The sequence below is a fragment of the Candidatus Defluviilinea proxima genome, from assembly GCA_016721115.1.
GTDB classification, from domain to species: Bacteria; Chloroflexota; Anaerolineae; order Anaerolineales; family Villigracilaceae; genus Defluviilinea; species Defluviilinea proxima.
Window position 1 is genome coordinate 314491 of record JADKIW010000001.1, and the last position, 14705, is coordinate 329195.

Sequence of the window (14705 nt, forward strand, 5' to 3'; positions counted from 1 at the left end):
TTATTTTACAACTCCGCCTATCCCCCACAAAGTGACACTTATCCCATCTTCGTAATTACGCCCTTCATCCTGTCGCCATCTACCTCTTCCAACAACACGTGATCGATCTCATTCCAACGCGGCGAGGGCGCAAAGGCGTTGACACGCAGATAATTCTCGGTCAGGCCTTCCATCTTCCAACCCCACTCACCCATCTCAGAAGTGGCTTCCCACAATACGGACGTTTTCTTTCCAATAAATTTTTCGCGATAGGATTTGGCCGATTCTTCCAGCAGATCCGTCAGGATATGATTCCGCTTCTTTCTTAACTCGGGCCTGACCTGCCCCTTCATCCTTGCCGCCCCGGTACCGGGTCTTGCTGAATACGTGAAAACATGACCACCTGCAAAATTGATCTCACGCACGAAATCAAGGGTCTCTGCGAATTCTTCTTCCGTTTCGCCGGGGAAGCCGGCAATGATATCGGTTGTGATGGCAACATCGGGCACCACGTCACGCGCGGCAGAGACCAACTCACGGAACGACTCTGGTGTGGTCTTACGGAGCATCCGCTTGAGGGTGGATGAGGCTCCAGATTGTAGAGGCAGATGAAGGTGAGGCATGAGGCGTTTATTCGTCCAGAGGGAGAAAAAGTCTGGAGATAAGTCCCAAGGTTCGAGGGAGGAAAGTCTGAGGCGTGGAGTGTCCGTTTCCCGAAGAATTGCTTTGATTAGGTCTGTGATGTGTGAACCGAAACCTGCCTTGAGCGAAGTCGAAAGGTCATAACCCCATGAGCCGAGGTGGACGCCGGTGAGGACAATCTCTTTCGTGCCACCATCCAGCGCGGACTGAATATCGAGAATCACATCGGCAAGCGGACGGCTTCGCCCCTCACCACGTGCGACGGTCGTGATGCAGAACGTGCACTGATTGTCGCAGCCATCCTGCACTTTGATGAAGGCACGCGTGCGACGATGCAATCCCGGCAAAGGTTGACGGGAGATGGGTTCAACATCAAAAGATTCTTGCGGGAGATTTAATACATCGAGCACAAGTTGATCTTTGCGGTCATTCGCAATGATGCGAGACACGTTTGGTAGTTCAAGAGCTTTTTGCGGTTGGAGGGTCGTCCAGCAACCTGTTGCAATAATTTCATCCACACCTGCCCGCGATATCTGGCGAATCTTACTGCGCGAAACGGATGCGGCATCGTTCGTCACAGCACAGGTGTTGACCACTGCCATGTCTGCCGAATCAGCAGACGCGACGATCTCATGTCCCGCGGCACGGAATTGTCGTGCCATGGTTTCGATCTCGCTTTGGTTGAGTCTGCATCCGATGGTATCGAGGTAAATCTTCATAACAATAATTTATGCACGTAGGGGCGGAGCAATGCTCCGCCCCTACAGAACGATTTCCAATTCAACTTCATCCCGCAAAGGGATAGCATCAAACTTCCTGTTCAGGTTCCACTTCTTGTTGAGGCCGCCAGACGCGTGTGGCCCGGTCCGTGAACATGACGCCGTTCAAATGGTCAATTTCATGTTGGAAGATACGCGCCAGCCAACCTTTCGCTTTGACCCTCATCGGCTTGCCGTGACGGTTCATCCCTTTGACCAGCACTTCCGCATGGCGTTCCACCTCGCCCACTAAACCGGGGATCGAGAGACAGCCCTCCGCACCCATCAAAGTCTCTTCGGAGGCTTTGACGATCTCAGGATTGACCATGGCCCAAACTTTCTTGGGTGCTTCCTCGTTCTCGTCGTTTTCTTCATCTTCTTCATGCTCATAATATTCAACAACGATAATACGTTCAGAGAGCCCGATCTGCGGAGCGGCGAGACCGACACCCGGTGCTTCACGCATGGTTTCCACCATGTCATCAAGCAGGGTGATAAGGTCTTTATCAAATTTTGTCACAGCATGCGCTTTGCGGCGCAATACCGGGTCGGGGAGAGTCACAATAGTACGGAGGGTCATTCTGTCAATTACCTTTCATCTGTTATTGATAAGAATGGGAATGACGGGTTTACCCGCCTCCCTTTTTGAATTTTCTTTCTTCTTCCTTGAACTGTTCTGCAGACTGGTGGTAAAAGGCCAGCCATTCCGCCATGCGGTCTCGGTCACCAGCGATCTTGGCTTCATTCTGTTTTGCCTGGCGCGCCATACGGCGGCGATCAATATCGGATTGAACAGTGGCCGGGTCCATGACATCTTCAAAGGCCATTTTCGTACCGCCGACTGTGATGTGCACGGTTCCAAAATTAAAGATATTGCCTAAAAGGCCCGTGCGCTCATAATTGGTCCCCATGATGTTCTCCAACTGGGCGGCGTTGCGCGTTTCTGCACCAAATGGCTGACGATCAATATCAATGATCTGCTCATTCGTCACTTCGAATTTATCATTGCTCCAGTCTATCACTTTATAAACGAACCAACCCGCCATCGGGAAAAAGGCTATAAAAAAGATCGTCGCCCATGTATCGGGGTTGAACCCGTTTTGGAAATCGATCAACGCGGCATTCGGGTCGAACATCAATTGAAACAAACGGATCACAAACATCAACAGTAATCCAATCGAACTAAAAAGCGAAATCCATGCATCCAGGACCAATACAATCCAATGCTTGTGATAGATCACATTCTCGCCACTTTCATAGCGAAGCTTGAGCGTGTTTGTGCCTAAAAACTTCAAAATCGCCTGCCACCCTGCACTCATTTTGGGAGGCGGCGTAGTCTTTTGAGCAACAGGCGCTGGCTCACCAAATCCACGCCCTGCGTTTTGCAGAGGCAGGCCAAGTCGCTTGCGGACAGCATTCTTCAACGCTTCCTTCTCCACGCCCACCGCATGTTCCTTCGTACGATTCCAATACTCCTCGATCATGCGCTTGGCTTGTTCAGGATGCGTCACATGATTAAATGGAATCTTTCCCACGAACGTACGGATGATGACATTCCCATAATCCAACATGCGCCCCAACTGGTCTGTCTCTATACCCACAGAAAGGATCGTGCCGATGGGTGTTTCTTGACGGCTATCGTAAATACCTACGACTTTTTCAAGCCACACCACGCGTTGGTTAGTCACAATGTAATAATCGTTACCCCAATCCACCACCGTCCAAATGATCCATAGGATGGCAGCGACTAAAGACAAAATACTTGCAAGCAAAACAATGACGATCGGTGTAATGGTTAGCCAGGCAGAGAATAAGCCTATTGGCACAGCCAATACCAAAACAGGCGCCACCAATTTCTGATACAACACGATCTTATGTTTACGTGCCAGAAAATAGATCACCTCATCAGGCCTCAACCACTTGAAGCGCAAGGAGCGTGCTAATTTACGGCTTCGGATCGCCACATCCATGTTCAAGCGTAATTGGGCAGAATGCTTGAACATCTCTTCGAAGTCAGCACGATTCAATACAAGCAGAGTTGTATCACTGGTCGCCGTCACTGTACCAGAACGTTTTCTTCTCGCGATCAAACCCATCTCACCAAAATAATCGTTCTTCACCAGAACCGCGAGCAGGTTTTCTTTCCCTTCCTGTTTACGGACGATCCGTACGCTCCCCCGATAGATCATATAAAAATTTTCAGATTTGCTCTCCTGCTCGAATACCACGCCGCCATTATCAATGGATAATTCTTCCAAATTCTCAGCAATGGCTTCATAGTCATCATCTTCCAAGCCATAAAAGAGATGGAGCTTCTTCAGGAAAGCGATTCGAGCGGAAATATCAATCACGGTTTGATTCTATCAAATTTCACGGATGATTGCGCACCCATAAGCAGGAGTTTCTGTCAGCGTGGGTAAATGCCCATTGACGAGCGACCCAACCGCCTCGTCCAGAAAGAAGTGGGTCGGTGTCCTTTGGCGAAACGTAACATCATCTATCGCGCCCTGATAGCGCAGGATGCCGTCCCGGTCCACGACAAATACGTGTGGAGTTGTAACAGCTTCATAAAGGTCTGCGATCAAGTGCTCCGCGTCTATCAGGACTTTCGGTATGCTTCGGTTTCGAGCGGCCTCTTCCAATCTTTGAGCGGATTCGTTCTGGTTCGAGGCGATGAGAAGCAAAGCCACATCCCCACCCCATTTCTTGAGCAACTCCGCCAGCAAACCATCGGCCCGCTCCGAATGCGGACACTCACACGACCAAAAATTGACAACGACGATCCTGCCGCGGTAATCGCTTAGTTTGTGGAGCGTGCCTTGCAGATCAGGCAATTCGAAATCGGGCGCGGGTTGGTTGACTTGCATATTTCACATTATAAGACCTGATAGGTTTTAAAAACCTGTCAGGTCTATTGACATGTTACAATCCGCCGCATGAAAAAATGGCAATTCTGGCTCGGGGTGCTGATCAGCATCCTTTTTATATGGCTGTCGTTACGCGGCCTGAAACTTAGCGAATTTTGGGGCGCGGTCAAACAGGCAAATTATCTGTGGCTGATCCCCGGTATCGCTGTATATTTTGTCGGCGTTTGGGTGCGGGCATGGAGATGGCACTACCTGCTGGGCCCCATCAAAAAGATTCCCACCAAGACCATGTTCCCCATCACAACCATTGGCTACATGGGTAACAACATTTACCCCGCCCGTGCCGGGGAAGTGTTGCGAGCGGTCATTCTCAAACGAAAAGAAGGCGTCTCAGTATCTGCCTCGCTGGCGACCATCATCGTGGAACGCATTTTTGATGGCGTGGTGATGTTGGCCTTTATCTTTGTGAATCTCTCAGAGTTGACAAAACTCACGGGCGCATCTGGTTTCGTAGGCAATATTCAACAAGTGGCTATTATCGGCACGGGAGTTTTCCTCGGCGCGCTCGCTGTGTTCCTTTTGGCGGCTATGTTTCCACAAGTCACAGCAAAGGTGGGATTGTGGTTCGTCGAGCGGCTGTTACCCAAAAGACTTCACGAAAAAGTGATCGGGCTGATGAGCAAGTTTCTCGATGGGTTGGCATCGCTCCGTTCACCATTCAATGTGCTGATGGTCTTCTTCACCTCGGTCATCATCTGGCTATTGGAAACTGGCAAATACTGGTTCGTGATGCATGCTTTCGATTTCAGCGTTTCATTCTTTGCGCTGATGTTGATGAACGGCATTGTCAATCTGGCAACGACGATCCCCTCCGCGCCCGGGTATATCGGTACCTTCGATGCGCCCGGCATTGCCGTGCTCACCGCCTATGGTGTGGAACACTCCATCGCGGCTGGATACACGCTCGTGCTTCACGTGGCGTTGTGGGTTCCGATCACAGCTTTGGGCGCGTATTATCTTGCGCGTGAAGGCATCAAGTGGAATGATTCGCTACGGGCTGAAACAGAAGAGATTGAATCGTAATACAGCGGCAGAGACGTGGAAGTATTCCGCGTCTCTGATGCTCTGTAGCTGGTGTTTGGCTTTCTAACAAGCCATATCGTGTAACAAACAAGCTCAGAATGGGGGATTAAAGGAATAGGTTTCTCATTTCCTCTCGGTTATACTTGCACAGACAGAATAGCCTAAGTGCATTCGTTCCATGAGGAGACCGAAATGACGCAACCCGGGAATCTTCAACATAAGAAAATGAGAGTGCTCATCGCCGATGACATTCAGGAAACGCGCCGAAACACCCGCCTGATGTTGGCCGCCATAGATGACGTGGAGGTCGTTGCCATTGCTTCGAACGGGGTACAGGCTTTGCAACTGGCGAAGGAACATTGCCCCGATATTGTCTTCCTCGATATCAACATGCCGGAAATGGATGGCCTGACCGCCTACAAGGAAATCCAAAAGATATTACCTGGCACCGGGTGTGTCATCATCTCGGCCGAAAAAGATACAAGCACATTACGCATGGCCATGTCAATGGGCGTGCAAGAATACCTCATCAAGCCGTTCACGGTGGAGGAGCTTGAAGAGGCAGTGGCAAGAGTGCACCAGAAGGTGGAACAAACCCGCAAAAAACTTGCAGAAGATACGCAACTCCGCAAGCAACGTGAGGCCTACCTCCTACAACTGGCAACAGAATACGCCAAGTCGCACCGCTCAGACGACAAGGCCATTCAAGTGTTCGAACATCTCGTTGAAAACCCGCAATGTGAAATGCGTTGGATCCAAAACCTGGCAATGATCTACATCATCCGCCAAAAATGGGACAGGCTCAAGGTCCTTGCGGAAAAAGCCGAAAAACGAAACAAATAAAACTTTATCTGTCATTGCGAGAAGCCCGAAGGGCGACGAAGCAATCCCGCAAGGGGATAGTATCTCCTAACGAGTCGGGGATTGCTTCGTTGCAAAGAACGCTCCTCGCAATGACGGAGACGGAGAATTTATGAGAATTGCAATCATCGGTGCGGGGTATGCAGGCATGTCTGCCGCATATGATCTAAAAAAAGCTGGACATGACATTGTCATTTACGAATCGGCTGAGTATGTAGGTGGGTTGGCTTCTGGATTCAAAGAACCGCACTGGGATTGGTCCGTAGAGAAGTTTTATCACCACTGGTTCCAATCCGATGCTTCGATGATGGGCATCATCAACGATCTGGGGTTGATGGACAAAGTGATTTTTCCACGTCCGCTCACGGTGATGTTGTATAAAGACAAATTTTATCCCTTCGACTCGATCATCAACGCGCTTCTCTTTCCTGGACTTGGATTTGGTCTCAACAAAATACGCTTTGGCTTTGTCGGACTCTTTCTTCGCCTCACAAACAACTGGAAAGCTCTCGAGAAAACCACTACCGATGCATGGATGATGAAGTGGGCGGGCAAACAAGTCTACGAACAGATGTGGAAACCGATGCTGGTGGGTAAGTTCGGTCCGTTCTATCAAGATGTAAACATGGCGTGGATGTGGGCACGCATGCACGCACGGACGTCACGCCTTGGCACATTCGAAGGCGGCTTTCAAAAGTTCGCTGATCTCTTCGCAGAGAAACTCCGCGAGATGGGTGTGGAGATTCGGCTCGGGGCGAATGTCAAGTTCATTAAACGGAATCAGGATAAAGGTCTCATGATCGACGCGGGCGGCAAGGTCGAGTCGTTCGATCAGGTGCTGGTCACCACGTCCCCGAATCTGATGGCAAAGTTATGTCTTGATCTGCCCGAAGAATATTTAAAGGGACTGCTCGAGTTGAAGTCGATGGGCGCAGTGGTGATGGTGGTTTCGCTCAAGCATCAACTTTCGAAGGATGGCTATTACTGGTTCAACCTGCCGAAGGAAGCGGGCTTCCCGATGTTGGCGTTGGTGGAGCACACGAATTTTGTTTCGAAAGATCATTTCGGCGGCGACCATATTGTGTATGCAGGCGATTATCTGGAATTAGGTCACGAGTATTTTTCGATGAGCGATGATGAGCTACTGGATCGTTTCATCGTCGCATTCGAGAAGATCAACCCCGAGTTCTCACGTGACTGGATCAAAAAGGTTTGGGTCACGAAGACAAATTATGCACAACCCGTGCCATTGGTGAATCACTCAAAGAATATACCCGCGATACAAACACCGATTGAAGGATTATATTTCGCTTCGATGAGTCAAGTCTACCCATGGGATCGTGGTACGAACTTCGCTGTGGAGATCGGACGTCGCGCGGCGAGGATGATGTTAGGGAAGTGAAACAGTAATCAATAAATAGTGAGTAGAAAGAGAACTGCCCTCTCCATTTTGGAAAGGGCAGTTTGTTTTACAAGAGTTTGCCGCAGAGTCTCAGTGGTAAAAAATTCTTAAGCGTTATCCAACAAGCTTTGCAACCAACTTGATCTCCGGCACAGCCGCCAGCGCCTTCGAGACTGGGCAACCTGCCTTCGCGGCCTCAGCGTGGGTTTGCAAATCGGCATCGGTCAGGCCGGGGACTTCCACTTCGGAGTTCAGTTCGATCAATGAGATCGTGGGGCCATCGGTGAGATGGACGACGGCAGTAGTAGAGATACGCGTGGGGGTGAATCCAGCCTTGGTGAGCAGGGCCGAGAGGAACATGGAATAACACCCGGCATGCGCCGCACCGATCAATTCTTCGGGGTTTGTGCCGGGTCCCGTATCAAAGCGTGATGCCCAAGTATACGGACCATCGTACGCGCCGCTTCCTACTTTCATTGTACCGGCGCCTTCTTTCAAGGTGCCCTTCCATTCCGCAGATGATGTTCTAACAGACATAGTTTTCTCGCTTTCTCGAATAATTTGATTTATGAGCGTTCTTGTCCATTTTACACTGAAATGAGGCGGATGAAACGCTACAGTATAATGACGCGATGGAAAAACTCAACGAACACTTTATAAAACCCCGTTACGACGAGGGCGGCTTTGCGGGAATCCCAAATCGCGTTATCAACGCATTCCAATCAGAAAAGTATGATGCCGTGGTTTTATTCTTGATCGATGGTTTCGGTTGGCGCTTCTACGAACGCTTTCAAGATTCACCGTTCATCCAACGCATCGCCAAACGCGGAGAGATCAAGAAGATCACATCGCAATTCCCATCCACAACCGCCGCACACCTGACGACAATTCACACGGGGTTGCCTGTCGGTCAGAGCGGCGTGTATGAGTGGCTTTACTATGAACCGCATTTGGATAAAGTCATTGCGCCGTTATTGTTTTCGCATGCAGGCACAAAGATGCGCGACACGCTCAAACGCACGAAAGTTGATCCGTCGCTTTTGTACCCGCAGGGAATTTTCTATCCCAGGCTCAGGCAAATGGGCGTCACACCGTATGTATTCGGGAGTCGCGAATACACACCATCCATCTATTCCAGTGCGGTGATGGATGGCGCCGAACTGCGTGGCTTCAAAACGCTTTCCGAATCGTTCATCAACTTGAGCGAACTGCTCGAAAAACAGACCAATCCCATTTTTGTTCATTTGTACTTCGATAAGATCGACGCTGTCTGCCATGAATACGGTCCCACCTCCCCACAAGCCGAAGCAGAGATGGAAACATTTCTGCTGCTGATGGAAAATTATTTTGAACGGATCTTTACCGGCAAAAAGCGCGTCCTATTCCTGATGACTGCGGATCATGGCATGTCCGAGGTTGATCCACAAACAACGACTTATCTCAACACCCACGCCGATTTTAAAGGCATCGAGAACTTCATCAAGACGAACCGTAAAGGGAAGTTGATCGTACCAGCCGGGTCCTCACGCGATATGTTCCTGTATATCAAAGATGATATGCTCGACGATGCCCAGTCGTTTTTGAAAAGGCGGCTCGAAGGCAGAGCAGACGTCGTTAAGACCGATGCGTTGATTGCGGACGGGTATTTCGGCCCGGAGATTTCGTCCCGTTTTCGCGAGCGCGTCGGGAATCTCGTTGTGTTGTCCTATTGGAATGAAACCGTGTGGTGGTACGAAAAAGACAGATTCGAAATGAAGTTCTACGGTCATCACGGCGGGTTGACCCCGCAAGAAATGGAAACGATCCTCTATTCTTATGAGGTGTGACCCATGAGATGCCATTAATGTAATGATGGTATAAATGGCCCGCCCATTCCATTTGTAAGGCAGAATAAGCCATGAAAAATAAAAAAGTTCAATATATTGGGTTGATCATCCTCGCCCTTCTCGTTGTAGCCGCAGGTATTTATTACAGCATTCAAAGGTCACAACGGTTGGCGAGTCTTCCCAATTTTGTTTACATCCTGACGGATGATCTGGATTTCCCGTTGATGCCATACATGCCGAACACGAACAAGCTGATCGGCGAACAGGGAGCCACATTCACAAATTACTATGTGACATCTTCAGCATGTTGTCCATCGCGGGCTTCGATGATACGAGGGCAATATCCGCACAATACGGATATTCTGGAGAACTCTCCGGGCTTCGAGCAGTTCTACCGCAACGGAGAGGACGATGATACGCTCGCATTGTGGTTAGATAAGGTGGGGTATAAAAACTCGTTCATTGGGAAGTATCTCAATCTCTATCCTGCCGGGGTCAAACGTTCTTACATCACGCCTGGCTGGAGCGATTGGCATGTTTATCTCTATAACATCACGCCCGATATTTATTTTGCTTATACGTTGAACGAGAATGGCAAGCTGGTAAGGTATCACAAAAAGGACGAGGACTACAGCACCGATGTGTTCAGGGATCGAGCGCTCGAATTTCTGGAAAAGAACGCCAAAAGCCGTACTCCCTTCTTCTTGTATATTTCAACCTCTGCCCCACATGGTCCCAGCACGGCGGCTCCACGCCATGACAATCTCTTCCAGGATCTGAAATATCCTCAAGGCCCCTCATTTCACGAAGAGGATGTCTCAGATAAACCGCAGATCGTCCAAAAACTGGGAAAGACCGGCGGAACGTTCGATACAGAAGATGCCAATTCTCTCTTTCGACAACGCGTGCGGTCTGTGCAAGCAGTCGACGAAATGGTCGCGGCTGTTGTACAGCAACTTGAAGCCAGCGGTCAACTCGATAACACCTACATTATCTTCACGTCGGATAATGGCTTCCGCATGGGAGAACACAATCTGCCATCTGGGAAAATGCTGGGGTATGAGGAAGATATCCATGTCCCATTTTTGATCCGTGGCCCGGGCATCCCACCGAATTCAACGGTCACTCCCATGATCGCAAACATAGATATTGCACCAACCTTTGCCGAATTGGCTGGAGCAAAAGCTCCTGAGTTTGTAGACGGTCGGTCTTTTGTCCGCTTTTTGGATGGCACACAGAACGACACCACAGATTGGCGAAAAGCCTTTGCCATCGAAACAGGCTATCTCGATAAAACTTCGAACGTCATTTCCTATCGAGGCGTAAGGACTGAAACATTTAAGTACATTGAATATGAGAATGACGAGCTGGAATTCTACGATCTGAAAAACGACCCGTATGAGCTCAACAACCTTGCATCCAGCCTCGGCCCAAAGACTCTGGGAATCTTGCATTCATGGCTTGGAGAGTTAACAACCTGCAAGGCTGATACTTGTAGGCAAATAGAAAATTCGGTACCGGATATCAATATCAAAGAGTAAAGATCAATGTTCAAATTAAAACGCCGGAGGAATATTCCGGCGTTTTAATTCACAGGTTGACACAACGAATCATAAGGATTTTGTGCATGAATAATAAAACAAGAAAATGGATCAATCTACTAACAGTGGTGATACTCACCTTATCAACGGCGGCATCCTGCGCAACTCTTGAAAAGATCGGCATCATCAAACCTAAACCCAATATTATTTTCATACTCACAGACGATCGAGACATGGCTCTGATGCCTTATATGGAGAACACGAACAAGCTGATCGCAGAACAAGGCGCTACGTTCACGAATTATTTTGTAACATCATCCTCGTGTTGCCCGTCACGCGCATCCACCCTCCGCGGCCAATACCCACACAACACTAATATTCTCGAAAATTCTCCGGGGTTCGTTAACTTCCATAGCAACGGCAGGGAAGATGAAACGATCGCGACCTGGTTGAATAAAGCCGGGTACGAAACGTCACTGATTGGGAAATACCTGAATGGGTACCCGGTCTCTGTACCTAAGAAATATATACCGCCCGGCTGGACCGACTGGCACGCCTTCATCAATCATACAGAGGACCTAGAGGATGGCTGGTACTACTACAACTATACGTTGAGCGAGAACGGTCAGCTAAATTACTACGGATACTCGCCCGAAGAATACAGTACAGATGTGCTGGGACAAAAGGCTCTGGACTTCATAGATCAAAGCATTGAGAAGAAATCCCCATTCTTTATTTATCTCGCTGGAATGGCGCCTCATGGACCCAGTACACCTGCTCCCCGTTACGAAGGAACTTTGCCCAATCAGGAATATCCTCAGAAACCTTCCTTTCAAGAAGCTGATACAAGCGATAAGCCGTCCATTGTCTATTCACTTGAAGCGCCCGGTGATGAGTATGACATATATGATGCCAATGGTCAGTTCCAAAACCGAGCAGAGACCATGCTGGCTGTGGATGAAATGGTTGTCAAGCTTGTTCAATTACTAGAACAAAAAGGACAATTGGATAACACGTATATCATCTTCACCTCAGATAACGGCTTCCATATGGGAGAGCACGGTCTTTCTGCAGGAAAGATGCTTGCGTACGAGGAAGATATCCGTGTCCCATTTTTGATCCGTGGACCAGGTATTCAGCCCGGCACAACTGTTACTCAAATGGTCGCAAATATAGATGTTGCCCCTTCATTAGCAGACATGGCCAACGCTAAAGCTCCTGATTTTGTGGATGGCAGATCCTTCCTGCCTTTACTCAACCCAGAGACAAACCAATCCATGGAGTGGCGAAAAAATCTACTGATCGAAACAGGTTATCTTAAACGAAAATCGAAAGTCATTGCTTACCGAGGGATCAGAAACGAAAACTTCATATATCTTGAATATGAAAACGGAGAGCTCGAATATTACGATCTGATCAAGGATCCCTACGAACTTGATAATATCGCCAGTAAACTGGATGCTTCAACACTTTCCAGTTTGCATTCATGGCTTGAACAATTGAAACAATGCGAAGCAGAAAATTGCCGACAACTCGAATCATCTCAGTTGAAAAATTTCAAATAAAAAATAAAACACCCGTGAGGGTGTTTTATTTTTCATTCAACCAGTTTTTTGCCTTATCAATGTCTGTAAAATGACGAAGGGTATAACCGCGATTGATAAAAACCGTCTCCATAAATTTTGTATCCTTGGTCAGCTCTATAAAAACCATAGCTGTTCGAAATTTGCGAGTGACGCCTAATTTTTCATTGATAGATGGGCGTTCGTAAAAGTCAGACATACTGAATAAAAAAGTTGTATCTCGGTGGTCAACCAAATGACGAAAACATTGATACGCAACAGCGGCATCCGCGACCGCCTTGACCATGGCATTCGCGGAGACAACGTCCATCTGTCCCTTCGACTTTACGAATAGGATGTTTTCATCTGTAACATAGTCAATCGTCCACTCGAACATATGCTTCATATACCATTAAGGAGAAAATTTATCCACTTCAATTTTGCAAGTGGAAAGGCTACTAAGTTGGGCATACAGTTCCATGTAATAAAATGTAACATAATTTCGAAAATTACCCGTCAATCGCTTTGTGAAGAAAACATGTTGGAGTACAATACTTCCACTTAATCCACCTACCGCAGAACGGTAGGTACCTCAAACCCAAGGAGATTTCCCCATGTATCACACCCTTATTATTGTAGGCAACGTAGGCAAAGACCCTGAAATGCGTTATACCCCCTCCGGGCAGGCTGTCACTTCCTTTTCAGTTGCCACCAATCGCCAATACACCACCGGCAATGGCGAACAGGTCAAGGAAACTGTATGGTTTCGCGTGACCACATGGGGCAAACAAGCAGAGGTCTGCAACCAATATGTCAAGAAAGGTATGAAAGTTCTCGTAGAAGGGCGCCTCACTCCCGATAAAACCACAGGCGGCCCTCGCGTGTGGACAAAACAGGATGGTTCCGCCGGTGCATCCTTTGAAGTAAACGCATCCACCGTCCGCTTCTTATCCTCCCGCGGCGAAGGCGGCGGAGATGGCCCCATGCAAGGCGGATTTGAAGGTGCCGAAATCCCGCCTGAGGATGATATCCCATTCTAAAGATTGCTCTTGTGACAGGTCTAATGAAATGGGTATTCCTATTTGATTAGACCTGTTTTTATGTCAAGGAAAAGATTGAAGCCATGACAACCCCTACTCCCCAACAACCGCCTCAGACTCCGGGCCCCAAGCTGGAGTTTTCAGAAGGCCTAAAGCCACTGTATACCAATCTGGCGCGAATTTCGCACTCTCCCGCGGATATCGTCATAGATTTTGCACAGATGTTACCAGGTGAGACCAGTGCAACTGTGGAAGCGCGCATCCTGATGTCACCGCTTAGTGCCAAGCTACTTTTGCGCGCACTTCAAGAAAATATCGGCCGTTACGAGGCTGCCTTTGGAGAGATCAAGATACCTATCGCAAATTCACTTGCCGATAATCTTTTTAAAGGACTTCATCCGCCCGAACCGCCGAAAGAATAAATCCATATTTATAATGAAAGTTGAAGGTCACCATGCATAAGCTCGAAAAGATCGCAGAACAAATCAGACAAAACTTTGAAGTACGCACAGCCGTACGGGATGAGGCGTTGAAGCAGGCACGTCAACTTACAAGAGCCTGCTCCCTCGCAATCCGTGCCGTACATCGGAATGACTTCGATGTCATGGAAAACAACCTTGCGGAGGCACGTACACTGGCAGACAAGCTACGCAATGACCTTAAAACTCATCCTGACATGTATTATGCAGGCTACTCACAGGATTCTCTCAAGGAATTCGTCGAAGCGAACGTGACCTGTGCCCTGATCCAAAATCAGGCACTTCACACACCCGAAGATCTAGGAGTCGAGTACGCCACTTACCTCAACGGTCTTTCGGAAGTGGTTGGGGAATTACGCCGTCGCATACTGGATATCCTCCGCTCAGGATACTCACAAGAGGCGGAACGTCTCCTCAATCACATGGATGATATCTATTCAGTGCTCGTGACAATGGATTACCCGGATGCGATCACCAATGGATTACGAAGACAAACTGACCTCGTGCGCGGTCTCATTGAGAAAACACGCGGCGATGTGACTTTCAGCCTGCGCGGCGAAGATTTGACTCAAGCCATCAGCCGCTTGAGCAAGCAATTGGACAGCGGTAAGACCGATATTGAGAAAAGAAGCGGGGTTCCCATCCACTCGAGCGACGAAGAATAG

At 48.6% G+C, this 14705-nt stretch carries 15 protein-coding genes; 9 read left to right on the forward strand and 6 right to left on the reverse strand.

Annotated elements, in window-relative coordinates:
- Nucleotides 1–38 precede the first annotated feature (38 nt).
- From mtaB to IPP66_01515, 4 genes are all read right to left on the reverse strand, one after another.
- On the reverse strand, nt 39–1340 hold the full coding sequence (mtaB, locus tag IPP66_01500) for a tRNA (N(6)-L-threonylcarbamoyladenosine(37)-C(2))-methylthiotransferase MtaB (GenBank protein MBK9923943.1): 1302 nt from the start codon (nt 1338–1340) through the stop codon (nt 39–41).
- Between the two features lie 88 nt (nt 1341–1428).
- Entirely contained in the window at nt 1429–1959 is a 531-nt protein-coding gene (gene def, locus IPP66_01505; GenBank protein MBK9923944.1) for a peptide deformylase, read from the reverse strand.
- 49 nt (nt 1960–2008) lie between these two features.
- Nucleotides 2009–3730 carry a cyclic nucleotide-binding domain-containing protein gene (locus IPP66_01510; GenBank protein ID MBK9923945.1) on the reverse strand — a complete coding sequence of 574 codons (1722 nt, stop codon included), beginning with the start codon at nt 3728–3730 and terminating at the stop codon, nt 2009–2011.
- A 12-nt stretch (nt 3731–3742) separates the two neighbouring features.
- On the reverse strand, nt 3743–4246 hold the full coding sequence (locus IPP66_01515; GenBank protein MBK9923946.1) for a redoxin domain-containing protein: 504 nt from the start codon (nt 4244–4246) through the stop codon (nt 3743–3745).
- Between the two features lie 69 nt (nt 4247–4315).
- On the opposite strand from IPP66_01515, the gene IPP66_01520 reads away from it, so the two are divergent.
- The 3 genes from IPP66_01520 (at nt 4316) to IPP66_01530 (ending at nt 7592) form a co-directional block, all read left to right on the forward strand.
- Nucleotides 4316–5329, forward strand: coding sequence for a flippase-like domain-containing protein (locus tag IPP66_01520; GenBank protein ID MBK9923947.1), 1014 nt, complete (start codon nt 4316–4318; stop codon nt 5327–5329).
- 192 nt (nt 5330–5521) lie between these two features.
- Nucleotides 5522–6172: a response regulator gene (locus IPP66_01525; GenBank protein ID MBK9923948.1), complete on the forward strand. Its 651-nt coding sequence runs from the start codon at nt 5522–5524 to the stop codon at nt 6170–6172.
- A gap of 130 nt (nt 6173–6302) precedes the next feature.
- The gene (locus IPP66_01530; protein MBK9923949.1) at nt 6303–7592 is read left to right on the forward strand and encodes an NAD(P)/FAD-dependent oxidoreductase; all 1290 of its coding nucleotides are present in this window, start codon (nt 6303–6305) and stop codon (nt 7590–7592) included.
- 114 nt (nt 7593–7706) lie between these two features.
- Here IPP66_01530 and IPP66_01535 read toward each other — a convergent pair whose 3' ends face one another.
- Complete coding sequence (locus IPP66_01535) at nt 7707–8129, reverse strand: OsmC family protein (GenBank protein ID MBK9923950.1); 423 nt, start codon at nt 8127–8129, stop codon at nt 7707–7709.
- 95 nt (nt 8130–8224) lie between these two features.
- Between IPP66_01535 and IPP66_01540 the strand changes: the two genes are divergently transcribed.
- The 3 genes from IPP66_01540 to IPP66_01550 all read left to right on the forward strand — a co-directional run bounded on the left by IPP66_01540 (nt 8225) and on the right by IPP66_01550 (nt 12524).
- On the forward strand, nt 8225–9418 hold the full coding sequence (locus IPP66_01540) for an alkaline phosphatase family protein (protein MBK9923951.1): 1194 nt from the start codon (nt 8225–8227) through the stop codon (nt 9416–9418).
- A 71-nt stretch (nt 9419–9489) separates the two neighbouring features.
- Nucleotides 9490–10959 carry a sulfatase gene (locus IPP66_01545; GenBank protein ID MBK9923952.1) on the forward strand — a complete coding sequence of 490 codons (1470 nt, stop codon included), beginning with the start codon at nt 9490–9492 and terminating at the stop codon, nt 10957–10959.
- Nucleotides 10960–11045: 86 nt separating this feature from the next.
- Nucleotides 11046–12524 carry a sulfatase gene (locus IPP66_01550; GenBank protein ID MBK9923953.1) on the forward strand — a complete coding sequence of 493 codons (1479 nt, stop codon included), beginning with the start codon at nt 11046–11048 and terminating at the stop codon, nt 12522–12524.
- A gap of 25 nt (nt 12525–12549) precedes the next feature.
- On the opposite strand, the gene IPP66_01555 is transcribed toward IPP66_01550, so the two are convergent.
- A complete protein-coding gene (locus tag IPP66_01555) occupies nt 12550–12918 on the reverse strand; it encodes a hypothetical protein (protein ID MBK9923954.1) in 369 nt (122 codons plus the stop codon).
- 217 nt (nt 12919–13135) lie between these two features.
- On the opposite strand from IPP66_01555, the gene ssb reads away from it, so the two are divergent.
- From ssb to IPP66_01570, 3 genes are all read left to right on the forward strand, one after another.
- A complete protein-coding gene (ssb, locus tag IPP66_01560) occupies nt 13136–13561 on the forward strand; it encodes a single-stranded DNA-binding protein (protein MBK9923955.1) in 426 nt (141 codons plus the stop codon).
- Between the two features lie 83 nt (nt 13562–13644).
- Nucleotides 13645–13983 carry a DUF3467 domain-containing protein gene (locus tag IPP66_01565; protein ID MBK9923956.1) on the forward strand — a complete coding sequence of 113 codons (339 nt, stop codon included), beginning with the start codon at nt 13645–13647 and terminating at the stop codon, nt 13981–13983.
- A gap of 32 nt (nt 13984–14015) precedes the next feature.
- Nucleotides 14016–14705 carry a haloacid dehalogenase gene (locus tag IPP66_01570; GenBank protein MBK9923957.1) on the forward strand — a complete coding sequence of 230 codons (690 nt, stop codon included), beginning with the start codon at nt 14016–14018 and terminating at the stop codon, nt 14703–14705.